Origin of the sequence: Algibacter sp. L3A6, assembly GCF_009796825.1 — a bacterium.
Classification (GTDB): Bacteria; Bacteroidota; Bacteroidia; order Flavobacteriales; family Flavobacteriaceae; genus Algibacter.
This window is the reverse complement of record NZ_CP047030.1, coordinates 4076301-4096082: the sequence shown is the minus strand read 5'-3', so window position 1 is coordinate 4096082 and position 19782 is coordinate 4076301. Positions and strand designations below refer to the sequence as shown.

The window sequence follows — 19782 nt, the reverse complement described above, 5'->3', positions numbered from 1 at the left end:
TTTATAGTAAATCGGAATAATCATTTGGTAATTCAGCATCAATATCTCTTAAGTATTTTTCAAGAGCCTGCATTGAAGAGTGCCCTGTTATAGACATCAATTCACTTTTTGCAGCATGAGGCGATGTGCTTTGCGCTAAAGCACGGTATAATTTTGTTATAAATGTATGTCTAAAGCTATAAAGCCCGTGGTTATTATCTAAGTTAAACTTTTCTTTTACTACGCTTTTAAATCGTTTAGAAAAGTAATCGCGTCTATTGTTTTCTGTAGCATCCCAAGCACCACCAAGTTTTACTGGTGTGAATAAAAAGTTTTCTGGATTCAGTTTAGATAAATCAGGAAGTTCTTTTAAAATTATCTTAGGAATGATTTTCGTTTTTAAAGGGCTGTTTTTAGCTTTAAACTTAATGGTGTTATTCTTTAAGTCAAAATCTTTTATTTTCAACCTACACACTTCTATTGGTCTTAGTAGGTTGTAGGAAATGAATTTAATGTACAGAAGTAATATGGGGTCTTCCTTTTCTAGGTATTTAAATATGTCTTCTTGTTCATTAGCACTATAAGTTTGATTCCTTTTCGGAATACTTTTAAGAACAGATATTTTTCGCATTGGGTTAGAAGCAATAATCTCATTATCCTCCAAAGTTTGCATCAAGCTACTTAAGTTAAGACGATAATTGTTTCTATTTCTAGCACTAGATTTCAATAACACAGAATTTAAAAACTCTAGAGCTATTTTTTTAGTGAATTGATCTATGGTTTTAATTTTCGGTTTATTCTCTTTCACCCATTTTACAACCGCATTGGTAGAGTAGAAGTAATCCTTAAGCGATCTTTCATTAATTACTTTAGCTTTTAGTTCCAAACTAAAATCAAAAGCTTCTCGAATCGTCATTTTATCCTCTTCTTTTTCTGTTATTTCTTGTTTTGGAGTTTCAACTTTAACTTCCGTAGGAATAGGTTGTTCAAAAGGAACAGTTTTAGCTTGTTCAACAGGAGCAAGAACTTCATTTTTTTTAGCAAGTTTATTTTTATGAAATTCTGTATTATCAAGAAATGGATTGTAGCCTTCTTTAAGTAATTTTAAAAGTCTTCTACGGTATCGAGATAAAAGTGCAAGCCTATCTTCTTGGTTTTTGTGAGAGTTGGCAGAACCATAAATATTTTTCATTCGCTTGAGCTTCCCTGTTTTAGGATCTCGAAAAGAAAAATAGACGTACCAACGTTTTGATAAATCTCCGTTAGCGGTGTGGATTTTAGGAGTTGAAAAAATCTTTTTGTGTGCCAAATCGTATTCTAAATCGTGTTCATTTTCGTGTTCAAATGTAATGAATTCGTTTATATTAAGCATAAAAAAACGGTTTAGAGTGAACTAAACCGTTTGTTTTGAATCGATTAAATGTTGTAGCGAGAATGGGGCACGATCCCATGACCTCCGAGTTATGAATCCGACGCTCTAACCAGCTGAGCTACCTCGCCATATGCGTTTCCGCGGGTGCAAAGATAAAAACATAATTAGATTACACAAACATTAGTGGTAAAAAATATTATTAAATTTTCTGTGGTACTTCTTAATTAATGTATATATTGTCAACATAAAGATTAAATCATATATGGACGAGAAAGTAAAATATAATATAGAGTTTCCTATACAAGCATCACCACAATTGTTATATCAATATATATCAACACCTTCTGGATTATCTGAATGGTTTTCAGACAACGTAAATTCAAGAGGAGAGTTGTTTACTTTTATTTGGGATGGTAGCGAAGAAAAAGCAAAACTATTAAATAAAAAAAGTGGAGAGCGTGTTAAATTTAGATGGTTAGAAGATGAAGAGGAAGGCGATTCTTATTATTTTGAAATTAGAATTCAAGTAGATGAAATTACAAAGGATGTTTCTTTAATGGTGACTGATTATGCCGAAGAAGATGAAGTAGACGAATCTAAAATGCTTTGGACTAACCAAATATCAAGTTTAAAGCAAGTATTAGGCTCAGCGTAATATAAAAAACATAATATTCGATTATATTTGTCCCGTTTTTACATTTAATGAAAACGGGATTTTTTTATGGTAAATTTTAACGAAAATATTTTAGAAGATAATACACTATTATCTATTAATAACAGAGGGTTTGCATATGGTGATGCCTTATTTGAAACAATTAAAGCCTCTTATGGTAAATTGTTGTTTTGGGAAGATCATTATTTTAGACTTATGGCGTCTATGCGAATTATGCGCATGGAGATTCCTATGAATTTTACCATGGAATATTTGGAGGAGCAAATACAAAAGACCTTAACGGAAAACAATTTATCAAACGCATCTTCTCGAGTAAAATTAACGGTGTTTAGAAACGAAGGTGGCTTGTATTTACCCGAAACCAACGATATTAGTTTTCTAATTGCTGTAAAACCTATTGATACCGATTTTTATATCGTGAAAGACGCCTTCTACGAGGTCGATTTATTTAAAGATTACTATGTGTCTCCAAGTTTATTATCGAGCTTAAAAACTAATAACAAGGCTTTAAATGTAGTTGGTAGTATCTATGCCAAAGAAAACAAACTCGACAATTGTTTAGTTTTAAATACCGATAAGCAAGTAATTGAAGCTTTAAACGGAAATGTGTTTGTTGTAAAAGGCAATACTATAAAAACGCCACCAATAGAAAACGGTTGTTTAAAAGGTATAATGCGTAAGCAAATTATAGAAACAATAGAAAGTTTACCCGAATACGAATTGGTAGAAGAGGCAATTTCTCCTTTTGAACTTCAAAAGGCAGACGAAATTTTTATTACCAATGTCATTGTTGGTATTCAAGCGGTAAGTAAATACAGGAAAAAGACTTTTAAATCAGAAGTATCTAAACTTTTAATTCAAAAATTAAATATTAAAATTAGAGTAAGTTAATTATAACTCGGGTTTTCTGGAGCATTAGACCAAATACTATATTCTCCACCAAATTCTAACATTTTTTCTTTCCAGAAAGATTTGTAGCTTTTTTCTATAACATCTTTTTTATAGATATTTTCGGTAACAACCCAAGAATTAGCTTTTAACTCATCAGATAATTGGTTAGTATCCCATCCAGAATAGCCTAAAAAGAACTTTATGTCGTTTTCGTTAATGGTTTTGTTAGCAATAAGTTCTGCTACTTCATTAAAATCGCCACCCCAATAAATACCTAAAGATATTTCAATACTGTTTGGTATTAGTTCTGGTATTTTATGAATAAAGTAAAGATTATCTTGCTCCACAGGGCCGCCATTATAAACTTTAAACGAGGCATCAAGCTCTGGTATTAAGTCGTTTATAGTATATTCTAAAGGCTTATTTAAAATAAAACCAATAGAACCTTCAATAGTATGATCGGCTAGTAAAACAATAGAACGATTAAATGAAACGTCTCCAATAATAGCTGGTTCTGCTATTAATAAATCACCTTTTTTTGGTTGTGTAGTCACCATATTTTCAGGAATTAGTAATTAAATCTAATATTAATTTATTAAAAAAGCAAGTCTTTAATACATATATACAAAAAAAGCCTTCAAATTTTGAAGGCTTTTCTGAATATTTATGAAGCAAATAATTAGTTTACTGCACTTGATAAATCTGCACCAGCTTTAAACTTTACAACGTTTTTTGCTTTAATTTGGATAGTATCACCTGTTTGAGGGTTTCTTCCTTCTCTTGCAGCTCTTTTAGAAACTGACCAAGAACCAAAACCTACTAAAGAAACTCTGTTACCTTTTTGTAAAGCTCCTTCGATTTCAATAATTGCACATTCTAAAGCTTTTTTAGCAGCAGCCTTAGTAATTCCTGCGTGTTCTGCCATAGCATCGATTAAATCTGTCTTGTTCATAATATAAAATTTAATTATTAATAAATTGGTTAAACATTTTGTTATATCCTATACAAATTTATACGGATTACTCAATAACACAAGTAATAGCAAGGGAAATTCGTGGTTTTGTTAATAACTTATCGCATTTGTTAATAAAGACCCGTTGATTTAACGTTTTTTTAATAACATCAGCAGGAATAAGGCTTTACAGCATTTTTGCATCGCTTTCAAATTGATAGCCATTTAAAAGGGATTTTACATCCATAGTGCGCTTACCAGGAAGCTTAATATCATCTATAATGAGGTAACCTTTACTCACAGCGACTTTTAACTCTTTTTTTGTAGAAACAATAAGTCCTATAGCATCCTTATGCTCAATAATTTCTTTTTTTGCGCTATAAATTTTAATATCTAAGCTGTCATCACCATTAATTAAGGTACACCATGCTGCTGGGTATGGGCTTAAACCACGTATTTTATTATGGATATCTTCTATAGAGGCATTCCAATCTATTTTGCAGTTATCCTTATTTAGTTTGTATGCCGTTTTTATATCTGCCGTTTCTTGTTGTGCAACTGTTTTAACAGGGCCTTCTTTAATAAGGTTAACCGTTTTTAAAACCAAATCACTTCCTAAGTGCATTAACTTATCATGTAAGCTTCCTGCATGTTCTTCTGGTTCTATTTTTATTTCTTCTTGAAGAATCATAGCGCCAGTATCAATTTTCTCATCAATAAAGAAGGTTGAAACGCCTGTTTTTGTTTCTCCATTTATAATAGCCCAATTAATAGGAGCAGCTCCACGATAGTTAGGTAATAAAGAAGCGTGCAAATTAAAAGTACCATATTCAGGCATTTGCCAAACCGCTTTCGGTAACATTCTAAAGGCTACTACAATTTGTAAATTCGCATTTAAAGCCTTTAATTCTTCCAAAAAGTCTTCATTCTTTAAGTTGGTAGGTTGTAAAATATTTAATCCAACCGATTTTGCATAAACCTTTACGGCGCTTTCGTTTAGTTTACGGCCACGTCCTGCAGGTTTATCTGGAGCCGTAATTACCCCAACTATGTTTTGTTTGTTTTCTACTAATGTTTTTAAAATGGTAACGGCAAAATCAGGCGTTCCCATAAATACTATTTTTAAATCTTTCATTTCTAATCTTGTTTTTTCTAACATGTAGGCCTTAGCTTAAACATGTTTAGTATTTCGTTTTATATACCTATTATAATAGGTGTAGTTGAAGTTTATTTCTGAATTTAATAATTAAGCTGAATTATAAATGGCTCAACTTATAAGTATTCTTTGCTGTTATCGTTACTATTTGATGTTCTAAAAGTAATTTTAAAACCTGTTTTATCTGTTCTTCGGAAGTGTTTAGTAAAGCCGAAATTTGTCTAGAAGATTGATTACCATTTTCTAAAAGCTCAATAACTTGGTTTTTTATAGTTGTGATATCATTTGATGAAACCTTAACTTTTTTAGCTTGAGTGCAAACCGAACAAATACCGCAAGGACTAATTTCTGTTTCTCCAAAATAGGCGAGGAGTTGCATGCTTTTACACACCGATTCGTTTTCAACATAATCTAGCATCGCCTTTACTTGCTGTTGCTTTAAATCATTTTGCTGTTCTATAGTTTTTGCTATTCTGTTAATAGTTTTATCATCTTCTCGTGGCTGAATAAAAGTAACTTCTGCATCTGTTGCAGATAGTTTTAAGGTGATAATACCATCATGTTCTAGCTGTTTTAAAGCGTTCACTATTTTAACTTCGCTTATCGCCGATTTCTCGGTTATTTTGGCCAATGCAATTTTGGTGACTTGCTCAAAAACACCGCCATACATGCGTAAAATAGATTTTACAATAATACTGTACTCGGTATGTGTATCTAAATAATTGAACAATGCCGAGTTAGAAATAATGAACTGTACTGTAACCTTGTTTTTAAATTGTTTAGAAAGCGTAATTATACTATTTCTATCTAAAATCAATAAAGCGTTATAGCACGAGCTTGGGCTAAACTTGTACGTTTTGCAAAAGGTATTAAAATCGAACTCAAAAGTTGAATATTCACCTTCACCATAAGGCACCTGAAAATAATTACATAGTTTTCTGTAAACTTGCTTTACAAAATCGACACTAGCAAGTGATCCTAAAAACTGTTTTTTAATATTAGCTTCGTCACTTTTGTTTTTCAAAATTACTGCAAAAGCCTTATCGCCATTTCGGCCAACCCGTCCGGCTTCTTGAAAGTAGCTTTCTATACTTTCTGGTAGGCTAATATGTACCACGGTTTTTACATCGGGTTTATCAATCCCCATTCCAAAAGCATTTGTAGCCACCATAACCTGTTTTCGGTTATTAATCCAGGCATCCATGTTTTTATCCTTTTCACTATTGTGTAAACCACCATGGTAAAAGGTAGCGGTTATGTTTTTAGATTCTAAAAAAGAACTTAACTCAATAGTTAGTTTTCTATTTCTAACATAAATAATGGAAGACTGTTTATATTTTTTTAATATCGTCTGTATTCTGTAATACTTATCATTTTCATCATAAACTAAATAAGCCAAATTGGGTCTCAAAAAAGATTGCTTAAATATTTTAGGGTTAATAAAATCGAGTTGTTTTACAATATCATCAATTACCTCAGGTTTTGCGGATGCTGTAAGGGCAATAGCGTTTACGGTTGGTTGTAATTGTCTTAAAAGCGCAATATTATTATAAGCCGGTCTAAAATCGCTACCCCATTGCGAAATACAGTGTGCCTCATCTATGGCGATTAAATTCACATTCATTAACCTAATGCGGTCTTGCACCAATTCTTGTTGCAGTCGCTCGGGAGATAGGTATAGAAACTTGTAATTTCCGTAGATACAATTGTCTAGAAGCGTGTCTAATTCTTTATATGAAATACCACTTGTAAGCGCCATGGCCTTAATCCCTTTATTGTTTAAAGACTGTACTTGGTCTTTCATTAAAGCAATAAGTGGAGATACAACAATGCATATCCCTTTTTTTACTAGAGCAGGAATTTGGAAACATAAAGATTTTCCACCACCAGTTGGCAAAAGCGCAAAAGTATCCTCACCTGCCAAAACCGAATTTATAATGGCTTCTTGGTTTGGTCGGAATTCGGTGAATTTCCAATAACGTTCTAGTATGTTAATAGGGTGTTCCATTCTGGACGCTTATATCTTTAATTCGTTTAAAATAAAATTGGTTCTATTCTCAACAGTATCAAAAGGTACATCTATTAAATTATAGTCGTAGTTTTCATAGGTTTTTACTAAGTGATCGTGAATTTCTAAGGCTTGATCAAAAGTCTCGTAGCGTTCATTATCGCTGGTGTAAATAGCTTCCCAAGGTTTTAATATAAAAACGGTGTGGTATTTAGATTTGTTGCAAGTTTCAATGAAGTTTTCTGGGCATTCGTCGCCAATAAAATCCATGTAAGCTAATACATCTGGCAAACCACGATCGAAAAATACGATTTCATTTTTAAATAATTCGGCATCAACAAATTGTTTTTGTCGGCCCTTTAAAAGGAGTTCGCTAAACATGAGCGGGTTGGTTAAAAAGAGTTGATCGATACCTTCTTTTTTTGCTTCTAAAATTACTTGTCGCGAAATTTCTTCTAAACAAGTATGGCCTCTTTTTATTAATTCATTAATTAAAGTTGATTTTCCAGTTCCTGGACCGCCCGTAATAACAATCTTTTTAGTGTTCAATGCTGCTTTATTTTTGTGTAAAAATCGGAATTTATAATCTATAAAAAAAATCGAAACTAAACTGTATATTTGCAGCCAAATAAATATGTAATGAGCACACCTCCAAATTCAGAAGAATTTTACGATAAATTAAAAGAACAATTATACGATACAGACGTTTGGCCTGCAGAATACTTATATAAATTCATTGTACTTTCAAACAAAGAAAAAATTGAAAAAATTGAAACTATTTTCGATGGTTTAGGTGCTGTGATCAAAACAAAAGAATCTAAAAACGGTAAATATACTAGTGTTTCTATTGATGTTGTTATGGAAAAACCTGAAGCTGTTATCGAGAAATACAAAGAGGTCGCTTCTAAAATAGAAGGTGTAATTAGCCTTTAATAATTGTACATGTTTTAATTCCGTGAAAACGAAAACCTTATTTATTGTCTTTTAAATTTGTGTAAAAAGCGTGAGTTTGAAACTTTATTTTTTATTCTGAAGCAACCTTTTGTGTAATTTTGCATCTTGAAATAAAATATTTGAGATGAAAAAAATTGCTTTAGTTTTATGTTCTGTTTTTGTTTTATTCAGTTGTGAAAATGGTGATAGTGCCATCGATGGAAGTTATGAACTCGATTCATCATCATCTTCGAGCTCAAAAGGTTCAGAGAGTTCAGGAGATTCTGGTAATGGTGGAAACGGGGAAAGTGCCGGTCAAATTACAGCTGGAGAATGGAACGATTTAACTCAATGGGATTTCTGGAGCGATTTATTAAATTCTCAAGATTATACTACATTTCAAGCAAATTGGAGTTTCAATACATCAAAACGTATTGCATTTCAAGTTTTAGATAAAAACACCTCGCAACCTTTAAATAATGTATCGCTTTCTCTTTTTAAAGATGGCGAAATTATCAGTGAAGCTAAAACAGATAATTTAGGTGAAGCTAATTTATTTATAGATTTGTTTGATAGCGGAAAAACGAGTTCTTCAGTAAATCTTGACGATTACGATGTTCAAATTAATGGAGAAGTAATAAGTCAAGCAGTTTCTTTTTTTAATGAAGGTGTAAATGTTTTAAATATTCAGAATACAACAACTACTGCTAATAAAATAGAAATAGCTTTTATTGTTGATGCTACGGGCTCAATGGGCGATGAGCTAGAGTTTTTAAAAAACGATTTAACTAATGTTATTAGTCGTGCACAAGAGGATAATGCCAATTCTACAATTTTAACTTCTACGGTGTTTTATAGAGATCAGGGCGATGATTATGTTACCAGACGTTCAGATTTTACAACCAGTATTTCTTCTACTGTAGATTTTATAAGTAATCAAAGCGCAGATGGTGGAGGCGATTTTGAAGAGGCTGTAGAATTAGCTTTGCATGAAGCTGTAAACGATTTGCAATGGAGCACAAATTCTAAAACACGAATTGCCTTTTTACTTTTAGATGCGCCACCGCACCAAACTGATGAAGTAAACTTAAGTATTAAAAAATCGTTAATTAATGCAGCCAAAAACGGTGTGAAATTAATTCCGGTAACGGCAAGTGGTATCGATAAATCGACCGAGTTTTTAATGCGTTATTTTGCTATTGCAACCAACGGAACCTATGTGTTTATTACAAACGATAGCGGAATTGGCAACGACCATATAGAACCAACCGTTGGAGAATATGAGGTTGAATTTCTAAATAATTTACTAGTTAGGTTAATAAATAAGTATGCGCAATAATTGATTTGGTAATAATAATCGTGCTATTCAATTTTTTTTGTATTTTGCGCAAGCATAACAACTACATGCAACAATATAAATTCTACACATTATTTTGATAGACGATTTAGAGTACAACACAGAGCGTGAGCATTTAATCATTCCAGAGTACGGAAGACATATGCAGAAGATGATTAATTACGCTAAAACAAGAGAAACAAAAGAAGAACGTAATAAATTAGCCACCGGTATTATTGCTGTAATGGGTAATATGCAACCGCATTTACGCGATGTTCCAGATTTTAAACATAAACTTTGGGATCAGCTTTTTATCATGTCTAATTTTGAATTAGATGCAGATTCTCCTTACGAAATTCCTACTAAAGAAATTTACGAAGAGCGTCCTGAGCCTTTAAAATACCCACAAAACTTCCCGAAATATCGTTTCTACGGAAATAATATTAAAACCATGATCGATGTGGCAAACACATGGGAAGATGGTGAATTAAAAGAAGCGTTGCTTTATACCATTGCAAATCACATGAAAAAGTGTTTTTTAAATTGGAATAAAGATACCGTTGAAGATGCCGTTATTTACGGACATCTGTTCGAATTATCTGAAGGAAAAATAGATCTTCGAAATTCTGAAGAAGATTTATCAGATTCTACTAGTTTGTTGAGAACTAAATCGAAATTCGCCAATAATAACAATAAAAAAGGTGGTCAAAAAAAGAGCAATAGCACTAATAACCGCCAAAGAAAACGCTACTAATTTTTACGCATGGGAACATTTAAAATTGAAGGAGGACACCAATTAAAAGGTAGTATCCAACCTCAAGGAGCAAAAAACGAAGCTTTACAAATTCTATGTGCCGTTCTACTTACTCCAGAACTGGTTACAATTAATAATATTCCAGACATTATAGATGTTAATAAGCTTATAAACTTGTTAAGAAAGCTAGGTGTTAAGGTTGAAAAAATAAGCAAAGGAAGTTATACTTTTCAAGCCGACGAAGTTGATTTAGATTATCTAGAATCTGATGCTTTTAAAGTGGATGGTCGTGGTTTACGAGGATCTATAATGATTGTTGGGCCTTTATTAGCTCGTTTTGGTAAAGGGTATATTCCAAAACCAGGAGGAGATAAAATTGGTCGTCGTAGATTAGATACGCATTTTGAAGGCTTAATTAATTTAGGTGCTAAATTTAAATATAGTAAAGAAGATCAGTTTTACGGTGTAGAAGCCGAGTATTTAACTGGAACTTATATGTTGCTTGAAGAAGCATCGGTTACCGGAACAGCAAATATTGTAATGGCTGCTGTTTTAGCCCGAGGAACAACTACAATTTACAATGCGGCTTGTGAGCCTTATTTGCAGCAGCTTTGTAAAATGCTAAACAGAATGGGCGCCAAAATTAGTGGTGTTGGTTCTAACATGCTTATTATAGAGGGTGTTGAAGTTTTAGGAGGTACGGAACACCGTATGCTTCCTGATATGATAGAAATTGGAAGTTGGATTGGTCTTGCGGCTATGACGAAAAGTGAACTTACCATTTCTAATGTAAGCTGGAACGATTTAGGCGTAATACCTAGCGTTTTTAGAAAATTAGGAATCACCGTTGAAAAGCAAGGCGATGATATTCATATTCCTGCACATACTAACGGTTACGAAATTCAAAGTTATATAGATGGTTCTATTTTAACCATTTCCGATGCGCCTTGGCCTGGTTTTACTCCAGATTTATTGAGTATCATTCTAGTTGTGGCTACACAAGCTAGAGGTAGTGTTTTAATACATCAAAAAATGTTCGAAAGTCGTTTGTTCTTCGTTGATAAATTGATCGATATGGGGGCAAAAATTATTTTATGCGATCCGCATAGAGCTACCGTTATTGGTCACGATTTTAAATCAACTTTAAAAGCAACAACCATGACGTCTCCAGATATTCGTGCGGGTGTGTCTTTACTTATTGCAGCACTTTCTGCAAAAGGAACATCGACCATACAGAATATAGAGCAAATAGATCGTGGTTACGAAAACATCGACGAGCGCTTACGCGCTATTGGTGCCAAAATAGAACGTGTAGAGTAATCTCACGTTCTTCTTTTTTTTATTTTCAATTGTTATATTCGTTTAAAACGAAATCACCTAATGGTGCGGTATGAGTTTTTTTAATAAGTTACTAAAGAAAGATATGCCTGTAAAATCTTATTCAGATTTTTGGAATTGGTTTGTTAAAAACGAAAAATCATTTTTTAAAGCGATTAGTGAGGAAGGTGATGTTAATGAGTTGTTTTTTAATGATTTATCTTTTAAATTAGATGAATTAAAAGAAGGGTTTTGGTTTCTTGCAGGAATGTGTGATGCTGATACTGCAGAACTTATTTTAACCGCCGATGGTGATTTAAGAAACATTGCTTTTGTTGAAGATTTAGTAAACGAAGCTCCGGAAATTAAAGGTTGGAGAATAACAGCTTTAAAACCGGAATCTGGTTTCGATGACTCGAACATCCAAATAGGAGAGTTGGAGTTTAGTAAAAACACACTTCATTTTTATTCTAACGATTTAGGAGATTATCCTGATGAAATTGATATTACTATAACCTATAAAGATTTAACTGAAGAGCAACGTTTAGATGTTACTAACGGTGTTTATCTGTTTTTAGATAATGCTTTAGGCGAATTAAACGCTGTTTCCATTATCGATAATCTAAATGTTATTAATACCGTTGATGCTGAAGCGGATTTGGTGCCTATAGAGAAATTAAAAGATTTTCTAATTTGGCGCGAAAAGGAATTCATTGAAAAATATGATGGACTGCGTCATTCTACTGATGAAGATAGTTATGCAGCGTTAGAAGCTACTATGGAGTCTGGTTTATCGCTTTTAGCAGTTGTAAACACCGATTTGCTTCAATGGGATAGCAAAGCATCACATCCATGGGTTGTTGTGCTCGAAATAGAGTATAAGGGTATTGTGGATAACGGTATGCCAGATGAAAACACTTATAATCTTTTAAGTGTTATTGAAGATGAAGTTTTGGAGCAGCTTAAAGATTTTGATGGCTATCTTAATATTGGTAGGCAAACGGCTGATAATATGCGAGAGGTATATTTCGCATGTACCGATTTTAGAAAGCCTTCTAAGGTTTTTTATGAGATTGAATCAAAATACTCAGATAGGTTAAAGATTACTTTTGATATCTATAAGGATAAATATTGGCAGTCTTTTGATAGATTTTTACCTCGATAAATAGCTTTTATATGAAACCACATTTTATTATACTTTTTCTATTATTTATTACAGCTTGTAAACAGTCTGAAAATAAACAGGAGATTGTTCCTGATTATAATACGTTTCAAAATCAAAGTCAAGATATTCCAAAGTTAGATTTAGAGCAGGCAAATAAGTTGGCTGCTTTACCGCTTCATTGTATAAATGCTGAATACCCAAATAAGTTATCTCAAACCTTAGGAAGTGGAGAAGACTTAAAAAATCCTGCAACGTTACATCCTGCTTTTTATGGTTGTTTCGATTGGCATTCTGCGGTACATGGACATTGGAGTTTGGTAAGCTTACTTAAAACGAACCCTGACATAAAAAATCGTAATGACTTAAAGAGTAGGTTGTTGTTTAATTTATCTAAAGAGAAGATTGAAGGAGAGGTTGCGTATTTTTCGGGTAAGCATAATGCGTCTTTCGAGCGAACTTACGGTTGGGCTTGGTTGTTAAAGTTAGCAGAAGAACTTCATACTTGGGATGATGATACTGCAAGAATTTTAGAAGAAAATCTTCAACCTTTAACTAATTTAATTGTTGAAAAATATACTGTTTATCTTCCAAAATTAAATTATCCAACGCGAGTTGGAACACATGGAAATACAGCTTTCGGAATGTCTTTTGCTTACGATTATGCTGTGGCGGTAAATGATGAAGCATTTAAAAAAGCGATTGAAACTCGTGCAAAATATTTCTTTTTAAATGATAAAAATTGTCCCATGTCTTGGGAGCCTGGCGGTTCAGATTTTTTATCTCCTTGCCTAGAAGAGGCTGCTTTAATGAAGCGATTGTTACCTGTTGAAACTTATAAAACATGGTTAAATGATTTTCTTCCGCAATTGAAATCTAAAACCTTTTTCTTAGAAACGGGTAAGGTTTCCGATAGAAAAGATGGGCATTTGGTGCATTTAGATGGTTTAAATTTTTCTAGAGCGTGGAGTTTAAATAAAATAGTAGAAGGTTTGCCAGAGTATGTACATTTAAAGCCTTTGGCTATACAGCACTTAAATCATTCTTTACCTAGTATTTTCGGTGATAGCTACGAGGGTGGGCATTGGTTAGGTTCTTTCGCTATTTACGCCTTAAATTCTTTCTAATAATTAATTTAAATTCGCTAACTTGGTTTGGTGGAAATTAAAACAATAGATATTAATGTTGATGTAGGTGAGGGGATTGGCAACGAAAGTTTGCTTATGCCGCATATATCATCATGCAATATCGCTTGTGGTGGTCATGCAGGAACTCCAGAGATTATGCGAGATGTTACGCGTTTAGCTAAACAACATCGTGTTAAAATTGGCGCACATCCATCATTTCCAGATAAAGAAAACTTCGGAAGAGTGATTATGGATATGTCCTGCGTTGCGCTTTATGCTTCAATTAAGCATCAAATTAGAGACTTGCTTTCTGTTTTAAAATCTGAAAATGCAAGACTTCATCATATAAAACCACACGGTGCGCTTTATAATTTGGCTGCTAGCGATGTTAAAACAGCAAATGTTATTATCGAGGTAATAAAATCACTCATGTTACCTATTAAACTTTACGTGCCATATAATTCTGTTATAGCAAATTTAGCTATAGAAAATAATATTAAAATAGTTTACGAGGCTTTTGCAGATCGAAATTATAACGATGATCTAAGCTTGGTTTCTAGGCAAGAAAATAATGCTTTAATTCATGAGGAAAACGACTTGTTTAACCATGTTTTTAAGATGGTTTCTGAGCAAAAAGTTAAAACGATTCAAGGTCGTGATATCGATATTTTAGCTGATACATTTTGTCTTCACGGCGACCAACCAAATGTTGTAAATTTGATTAAAGATTTAAAAGGTAAATTGGAGATTCATCAAATCAAAATTATTTAGTTTAAATGGCTTTTAAACTTCGTTATAAATCCTTAGGTTTACATGCTGTTTTAGTAGAATGGCCGGCTGAAATTAGTGAAGCTGTTCTTGAGGATGTCTTAATTCTGAAGACTAAAATTGAAAATTATCATATTAAAGAAGTTGTTGAGGTGAATTCTGCATATAGCTCATTAATAGTTTTTTATGAAAACACAAATATTTCTTTAGAGGAGCGAATCGCTGTTATAGATAAAATCTATTCAAGTAAAAAAAAAGCTATTTCTTTAATTTCTCATCTTTGGAAGATTCCTGTATGTTATGATGAGGCTTTTGGTCTCGATTTAGATACTATTTCAATTGAAAAAAAGGTATCTAAAAATGATATTATTAAACAACATTGCGGCGCTATTTATACCGTCTATTTTATAGGTTTTTTACCTGGGTTTTTATACTTGGGTGGTTTAGATAAATTACTCCAAATGCCGCGTAAATCTACACCACGGTTGCAGGTTGAAAAAGGTGCGGTTGCTATAGGTGGAAATCAAACTGGGATTTACCCAAATGAGAGTCCTGGTGGTTGGAATATTATCGGTAATTCTCCTCTTAATTTTTTCGATGTTTCTAAAGAAAAACCGTGTTTTGCGAAAGCAGGAGATCGTGTTCAGTTTTATTCAATTTCATTAAAAACTTATAAAAATATTAAAACTTTAGTAGAGGCAGGTGTGTATCAATTAGAAAGCGAAAACGTAAATGATTAAGGTTTTAAAAGCAGGTTTTTATTCCTCCATTCAAGATTTTGGCCGCTACGGCTATCAGGAATTTGGTGTGCCATTTTCTGGAGTTATGGATCGAAAAGCGGCGGCTTTTGCAAATAGCTTAGTTGGTAATGGTGAAGATGAAGCGGTTTTAGAAATGACGATGTTAGGCGCTAGTCTTCAATTTTCTGTGAATACACATATTGCGTTTTCTGGTGCACATATGGATGCTAAGCTGAATGGTGTCGGGATAATGAACAATAGTTTGATTGCTATAAACCCGGGAGATATATTAAGTTTCGGAAAACTTAAATTAGGCTTTCGATGTTATTTAGCTGTTTTAAGCGGTTTTAACACCGAAACTGTTATGAAGAGTAAAAGTATGTATCCGAACATTACAAAAGCAAGCAGGTTGCTTAAAAATAATGAATTAGCTATTAATGCGTCATCTCTAGAGAGTCAAAATACATATTCGAGAATTCGATACGATGAATCTTATATGAATTCATCTACTTTGGAAGTTTATGGAGGTCCAGAGTTTGAAATCCTCACTGATACTCAGCAAAACGAGTTACTGTCTACGTGTTTCACTATTTCAAATAATAATAGTAGAATGGGGTATCAGTTAAACGAAAACCTTCAAAATGATTTAATGGCTATTATTACTGGGCCAGTAATCCCAGGAACAGTTCAACTTACACCTTCAGGGAAACTCATTGTTTTAATGCGTGATTGCCAAACTACTGGTGGTTATCCAAGAGTGCTTCAGTTAAGTGAAACTGCAATAAATAGCTTGTCACAGAAATATACCGGACAAGCCATTTCATTTAAATTGAGTAAATAAAACTTGTTTATGCTAGTTTTAAAAGGGCTTTTCTAAGTTTTAAGTTTGGAGAAGCTCCAATACGACTTACACCAATATCTATAAATTTTTGAGACATTTCTAAGTTAGTAATACCTCCGGAAGCTTTAATTTTTATAGTATCTCTAACTGTTTTTTTAATAATTTTTACCGCAGTAAATGTGGCGCCACCTTTAGAAAAACCGGTAGAAGTGGTTATAAAATCGGCATTAGCATCCGAACAAATTTGAGATGCTTTTACAATTTCGTTTTTATTTAATTCGGAAATTTCAATAATAACCTTTAGTGGTATATTCGAAATTGCTGTTTTTACAGCGCTAATATCTTTCATCACCGAAACGTAATTTTTACTTTTCAATAAACCAAGGTTGATAACCATATCGATTTCGCTAGCGCCTTCTTTAATGGCGTTTGTTGCTTCAAAAATTTTACTTGCTGTTGATGCGCTTCCAGCAGGAAAACCTACAGTAGAACATATTTTAACGTCGGTACCTATAAGTAATTCAGTAGCTAGTGCTACATAACAACTGTTTATACAAATACTATTTAGAGTGCTTTTTCTTGCTTCTTGGCAGAGTGCTATTATTTCTGCTTCGGTTGTTGTGGGTGATAATAGGGTATAGTCAATGTATTCCGAAATAATCATTGTTAGGGAGTTTTAGGTTAAGCTATTTTTTTTATTATTTTTTGAGGGGGCAGAATTAGTCTTCATTAGTTTTAAATAATGAAAGTTTAGGGTAATTCCGAGGTGAAGTTAGAAACTAACCGAGTATTGCTTGGGTGAAATTTCATTTTTTAGACGAACGGTAACTTAATTCCTACTTTCATAGAAAAATTAAGAAAAACAAAGTGTTTGTAATATAATTTATCTATGGCAAGGCTCATTCTTAAAAGACTCGCGATAAAACGAATTGGTTTTTAGTGTTTTGGAAAGCTTATTTTGGTTTGAAAGGTAATTCGTAAAAATAGTATCAGAATTTTATTTTTAATTAACGTTTTACATTATTCCGTTAATAAAAAAAAAGCAACACATCCCTCATGTTGAGTTTTGTGTTGCTTCAAATTAACAATTAAATTCTAGTATCTAAAACTTAGATTTCTTCGCTAACTAAGTGATTTTCATTTCTAAAAACCAACTCGTCGTTAAAGGCATCGAGTAAAATAATACTATCTGTTGTTACGGTTCCTGCTAAAATTTCTTTACTCAGGGCGTTTAAAACTTCTTTCTGTATTACACGTTTTACTGGTCTTGCTCCGTATTCTGGGTTATAGCCTTTGTTGGCTAAATAGCTTACAGCTTCTGGTGTAGCATCGAAAGTAATACCTTGTTTTGCTATCATTTTGGTGATACTCTTTATTTGTAAACCTACAATAGATACAATGTTTTCTTTGCTTAAAGGTGTAAACATTACGGTATCGTCAATACGGTTTAAAAACTCGGGTCTCACGGTTTGTTTTAATAATGCAAGCACATCTACTTTTGCGGCTTCAATAGCCGAGTCGATATCTTTTGTAGCTTCAAAACGATCTTGAATTATTTGACTTCCCATATTAGAAGTCATAATTATAATCGTGTTTTTAAAGTCCGCAGTTCTACCTTTATTATCTGTTAAATGACCTTCATCTAAAACTTGTAACAAGATGTTAAAGGTATCTGGATGCGCTTTTTCAATTTCATCTAAAAGCACTACAGAGTATGGTTTACGTCTTACGGCTTCGGTTAATTGTCCACCTTCATCATAACCAACGTATCCTGGAGGTGCTCCAACTAAACGGCTTACAGCATGACGCTCTTGGTATTCACTCATGTCTATACGCGTCATCGCGCTCTCATCATCAAACAAATATTCAGCTAAAGCTTTTGCTAATTCCGTTTTACCAACTCCAGTAGTTCCCAAAAACAGGAAGGTTCCAATTGGTTTTTGGGGATTTTGCAATCCAGCTCTACTACGGCGTACGGCGTCACTAACAGCTTCTATGGCCTCTTCTTGTCCAACCACACGTTTATGTAGTTCATCTTCTAGTCTTAAGAGTTTTTCGCGTTCACTTTGTAGCATTTTTGTAACAGGTATTCCTGTCCATTTTGCAACAACTTCTGCAATATCGTCATAAGTTACTTCTTCTTTAATAAGTGATGTTTCCGATTTTTCATCCAATTGTTTTTGGAAAATCTCTAACTGTTCCTGGGCCTCTTTTATTTTTCCATAACGTAATTCTGCAACCTTACCATAATCGCCTTCGCGTTCTGCTTTTTCGGCATCTAACTTATAGTTTTCAATGGCTTGCTTCGTGTTTTGAATATTGTCTACAACTTCTTTTTCACTTTTCCATTTTGCGTTAAGCTCATTTCTTGTTTCCTTGATATTAGCTAAGTCTGAACGTAGAGATTTTAACTTCGTTTCGTCTTTTTCGCGTTTAATAGCTTCAATCTCAATTTCTAGTTGCATGATTTTACGATCTAAAACATCGAGTTCCTCGGGTTTAGAGTTTATTTCCATACGTAATTTTGCTGCAGCTTCATCCATTAAATCGATAGCTTTATCTGGTAGAAAACGATTGGTAATATATCGTGTTGAAAGTTCTACAGCTCCAATAATAGCTTCATCTTTAATTCGTACTTTATGGTGAGTTTCATATTTTTCCTTAATACCACGAAGTATTGAGATAGCACTTTCGGTATCTGGCTCGTTCACCATAACTTTTTGGAAACGACGCTCTAAAGCTTTGTCTTTTTCGAAATATTTTTGATACTCATCTAGAGTAGTTGCACCAATAGCTCTTAGCTCTCCTCGTGCTAATGCGGGTTTTAAAATATTAGCAGCATCCATTGCGCCTTGTCCGCCACCTGCACCAACTAATGTGTGTATTTCGTCAATAAACAAAACAATGTCTCCGTCGCTAGTAGTAACTTCTTTAATTACGGCTTTTAAACGTTCTTCAAACTCACCTTTAAATTTAGCTCCTGCAATAAGCGCTCCCATATCTAGAGCGAAAATTTGCTTGTTTTTTAAGTTTTCTGGAATATCTCCATCAACAATACGGTGTGCTAAACCTTCTGCAATAGCGGTTTTACCTGTACCAGGTTCTCCAATTAAAATTGGGTTGTTTTTGGTTCGACGTGATAAGATTTGTAGAATTCTACGAATTTCTTCATCGCGCCCAATTACCGGATCTAGTTTACCGTCTTTAGCTAATTGATTTAAATTTTTGGCGTATTTGTTTAACGAGTTGTAAGTGTCCTCTTGGCTTTGCGAGGTTACGTTTTCGCCTTGGCGTAGCTCATCGATTGCTGCTTTTAATCCTTTTTCGGTTACACCTTGGTCTTTCAGCATTTGTGCTATTTTGCTGTTCGATTTAAAAACAGCCATAATAAGGTGTTCGATAGAAACGTAATCATCTTTTTGTTTTTTCGCAATTATAGAGGCTTCATTTAAACTTTTTCCTGCTTCGCGAGATAACATAAGTTCGCTACCTGATACTTTTGGAAAGCTTTCTATTTGTTTGTCTAGAGCTTGTTTTAGTATCGGGATATTTACGTTTAATTTCTTTAAGATAAACGGTAACACGTTTTCATCGACTTCAAAAATGCCTTTAAAAATATGTTCGTTTTCTATTTGCTGTTGGCCAAAACCTTGCGCAATTTGCTGTGCTTGTTGTATGGCCTCTTGCGATTTAATAGTATAATCGTTTAAGTTCATAATTAATATGTTTTATGGTTTCCGTTTAACGGGAGACTTATTAGTTTTTCATTTCGG

At 33.4% G+C, this 19782-nt stretch carries 19 protein-coding genes and 1 tRNA gene; 11 read left to right on the top strand and 9 right to left on the bottom strand.

Annotation, left to right across the window (positions count from 1 at the left end):
- Window position 1: 1 nt before the first annotated feature.
- Both GQR98_RS17100 and GQR98_RS17095 read right to left on the bottom strand, forming a co-directional pair.
- Complete coding sequence (locus tag GQR98_RS17100; protein WP_159020622.1) at window positions 2-1351, bottom strand: tyrosine-type recombinase/integrase; 1350 nt, start codon at window positions 1349-1351, stop codon at window positions 2-4.
- Window positions 1352-1405: 54 nt separating this feature from the next.
- Window positions 1406-1479: transfer RNA gene (locus GQR98_RS17095), tRNA-Met, on the bottom strand.
- A 134-nt stretch (window positions 1480-1613) separates the two neighbouring features.
- Between GQR98_RS17095 and GQR98_RS17090 the strand changes: the two genes are divergently transcribed.
- Complete coding sequence (locus tag GQR98_RS17090) at window positions 1614-2006, top strand: START-like domain-containing protein (RefSeq protein WP_042498517.1); 393 nt, start codon at window positions 1614-1616, stop codon at window positions 2004-2006.
- 66 nt (window positions 2007-2072) lie between these two features.
- Complete coding sequence (locus GQR98_RS17085; protein WP_159020621.1) at window positions 2073-2915, top strand: aminotransferase class IV; 843 nt, start codon at window positions 2073-2075, stop codon at window positions 2913-2915.
- On the opposite strand, the gene GQR98_RS17080 is transcribed toward GQR98_RS17085, so the two are convergent.
- The 5 genes from GQR98_RS17080 to GQR98_RS17060 form a co-directional block, all read right to left on the bottom strand.
- Window positions 2912-3472 (bottom strand): YqgE/AlgH family protein, encoded by a 561-nt coding sequence (locus GQR98_RS17080; RefSeq protein ID WP_159020620.1) that lies wholly within the window; start codon window positions 3470-3472, stop codon window positions 2912-2914. The two genes, GQR98_RS17085 and GQR98_RS17080, sit on opposite strands and share 4 nt — an antisense overlap.
- Window positions 3473-3594: 122 nt before the next feature.
- Window positions 3595-3867: an HU family DNA-binding protein gene (locus GQR98_RS17075; RefSeq protein WP_159020619.1), complete on the bottom strand. Its 273-nt coding sequence runs from the start codon at window positions 3865-3867 to the stop codon at window positions 3595-3597.
- A 187-nt stretch (window positions 3868-4054) separates the two neighbouring features.
- Window positions 4055-5002: a methionyl-tRNA formyltransferase gene (fmt, locus tag GQR98_RS17070; RefSeq protein ID WP_159020618.1), complete on the bottom strand. Its 948-nt coding sequence runs from the start codon at window positions 5000-5002 to the stop codon at window positions 4055-4057.
- A 121-nt stretch (window positions 5003-5123) separates the two neighbouring features.
- Entirely contained in the window at window positions 5124-7031 is a 1908-nt protein-coding gene (locus GQR98_RS17065; RefSeq protein WP_159020617.1) for an ATP-dependent DNA helicase RecQ, read from the bottom strand.
- A gap of 9 nt (window positions 7032-7040) precedes the next feature.
- Window positions 7041-7580, bottom strand: a complete 540-nt coding sequence (locus GQR98_RS17060; RefSeq protein WP_159020616.1) for an AAA family ATPase — start codon at window positions 7578-7580, stop codon at window positions 7041-7043.
- Between the two features lie 90 nt (window positions 7581-7670).
- Here GQR98_RS17060 and GQR98_RS17055 point away from each other — a divergent pair, with 90 nt between their 5' ends.
- From GQR98_RS17055 to GQR98_RS17015, 9 genes are all read left to right on the top strand, one after another.
- A complete protein-coding gene (locus GQR98_RS17055) occupies window positions 7671-7964 on the top strand; it encodes a DUF493 family protein (protein WP_159020615.1) in 294 nt (97 codons plus the stop codon).
- Window positions 7965-8109: 145 nt separating this feature from the next.
- On the top strand, window positions 8110-9303 hold the full coding sequence (locus tag GQR98_RS17050; RefSeq protein ID WP_159020614.1) for a hypothetical protein: 1194 nt from the start codon (window positions 8110-8112) through the stop codon (window positions 9301-9303).
- A 94-nt stretch (window positions 9304-9397) separates the two neighbouring features.
- Entirely contained in the window at window positions 9398-10054 is a 657-nt protein-coding gene (locus GQR98_RS17045; RefSeq protein ID WP_159020613.1) for a DUF4290 domain-containing protein, read from the top strand.
- Window positions 10055-10063: 9 nt separating this feature from the next.
- Complete coding sequence (gene murA / locus GQR98_RS17040) at window positions 10064-11374, top strand: UDP-N-acetylglucosamine 1-carboxyvinyltransferase (protein ID WP_159020612.1); 1311 nt, start codon at window positions 10064-10066, stop codon at window positions 11372-11374.
- Window positions 11375-11444: 70 nt separating this feature from the next.
- The gene (locus GQR98_RS17035) at window positions 11445-12536 is read left to right on the top strand and encodes a DUF695 domain-containing protein (RefSeq protein WP_159020611.1); all 1092 of its coding nucleotides are present in this window, start codon (window positions 11445-11447) and stop codon (window positions 12534-12536) included.
- A gap of 11 nt (window positions 12537-12547) precedes the next feature.
- A complete protein-coding gene (locus GQR98_RS17030; protein ID WP_159020610.1) occupies window positions 12548-13660 on the top strand; it encodes a DUF2891 domain-containing protein in 1113 nt (370 codons plus the stop codon).
- A gap of 30 nt (window positions 13661-13690) precedes the next feature.
- A complete protein-coding gene (gene pxpA, locus GQR98_RS17025) occupies window positions 13691-14431 on the top strand; it encodes a 5-oxoprolinase subunit PxpA (protein WP_159020609.1) in 741 nt (246 codons plus the stop codon).
- Between the two features lie 5 nt (window positions 14432-14436).
- Window positions 14437-15168, top strand: coding sequence for a 5-oxoprolinase subunit PxpB (gene pxpB, locus GQR98_RS17020; RefSeq protein ID WP_159020608.1), 732 nt, complete (start codon window positions 14437-14439; stop codon window positions 15166-15168).
- The gene (locus tag GQR98_RS17015) at window positions 15161-16009 is read left to right on the top strand and encodes a biotin-dependent carboxyltransferase family protein (protein WP_159020607.1); all 849 of its coding nucleotides are present in this window, start codon (window positions 15161-15163) and stop codon (window positions 16007-16009) included. Before pxpB ends, GQR98_RS17015 begins: the two co-directional genes overlap by 8 nt.
- Window positions 16010-16016: 7 nt before the next feature.
- On the opposite strand, the gene deoC is transcribed toward GQR98_RS17015, so the two are convergent.
- Both deoC and clpB read right to left on the bottom strand, forming a co-directional pair.
- Window positions 16017-16673 (bottom strand): deoxyribose-phosphate aldolase, encoded by a 657-nt coding sequence (gene deoC / locus GQR98_RS17010; protein ID WP_159020606.1) that lies wholly within the window; start codon window positions 16671-16673, stop codon window positions 16017-16019.
- 445 nt (window positions 16674-17118) lie between these two features.
- Entirely contained in the window at window positions 17119-19725 is a 2607-nt protein-coding gene (gene clpB, locus GQR98_RS17005; protein ID WP_159020605.1) for an ATP-dependent chaperone ClpB, read from the bottom strand.
- Window positions 19726-19782 lie beyond the last annotated feature (57 nt).

Excerpts from the sequence above, each read along its gene's own strand:
- GQR98_RS17090 (WP_042498517.1), top strand. The coding sequence starts at position 1,614 with ATGGACGAGAAAGTAAAATATAATATAGAGTTTCCTATACAAGCATCA.
- pxpB (WP_159020608.1), top strand. The coding sequence starts at position 14,437 with ATGGCTTTTAAACTTCGTTATAAATCCTTAGGTTTACATGCTGTTTTA.
- fmt (WP_159020618.1), bottom strand. The coding sequence starts at position 5,002 with ATGAAAGATTTAAAAATAGTATTTATGGGAACGCCTGATTTTGCCGTT.
- GQR98_RS17050 (WP_159020614.1), top strand. The coding sequence starts at position 8,110 with ATGAAAAAAATTGCTTTAGTTTTATGTTCTGTTTTTGTTTTATTCAGT.
- GQR98_RS17075 (WP_159020619.1), bottom strand. The coding sequence starts at position 3,867 with ATGAACAAGACAGATTTAATCGATGCTATGGCAGAACACGCAGGAATT.
- GQR98_RS17035 (WP_159020611.1), top strand. The coding sequence starts at position 11,445 with ATGAGTTTTTTTAATAAGTTACTAAAGAAAGATATGCCTGTAAAATCT.
- GQR98_RS17085 (WP_159020621.1), top strand. The coding sequence starts at position 2,073 with ATGGTAAATTTTAACGAAAATATTTTAGAAGATAATACACTATTATCT.
- GQR98_RS17080 (WP_159020620.1), bottom strand. The coding sequence starts at position 3,472 with ATGGTGACTACACAACCAAAAAAAGGTGATTTATTAATAGCAGAACCA.
- deoC (WP_159020606.1), bottom strand. The coding sequence starts at position 16,673 with ATGATTATTTCGGAATACATTGACTATACCCTATTATCACCCACAACA.
- GQR98_RS17065 (WP_159020617.1), bottom strand. The coding sequence starts at position 7,031 with ATGGAACACCCTATTAACATACTAGAACGTTATTGGAAATTCACCGAA.
- GQR98_RS17055 (WP_159020615.1), top strand. The coding sequence starts at position 7,671 with ATGAGCACACCTCCAAATTCAGAAGAATTTTACGATAAATTAAAAGAA.
- GQR98_RS17100 (WP_159020622.1), bottom strand. The coding sequence starts at position 1,351 with ATGCTTAATATAAACGAATTCATTACATTTGAACACGAAAATGAACAC.
- clpB (WP_159020605.1), bottom strand. The coding sequence starts at position 19,725 with ATGAACTTAAACGATTATACTATTAAATCGCAAGAGGCCATACAACAA.
- GQR98_RS17015 (WP_159020607.1), top strand. The coding sequence starts at position 15,161 with ATGATTAAGGTTTTAAAAGCAGGTTTTTATTCCTCCATTCAAGATTTT.
- GQR98_RS17030 (WP_159020610.1), top strand. The coding sequence starts at position 12,548 with ATGAAACCACATTTTATTATACTTTTTCTATTATTTATTACAGCTTGT.
- murA (WP_159020612.1), top strand. The coding sequence starts at position 10,064 with ATGGGAACATTTAAAATTGAAGGAGGACACCAATTAAAAGGTAGTATC.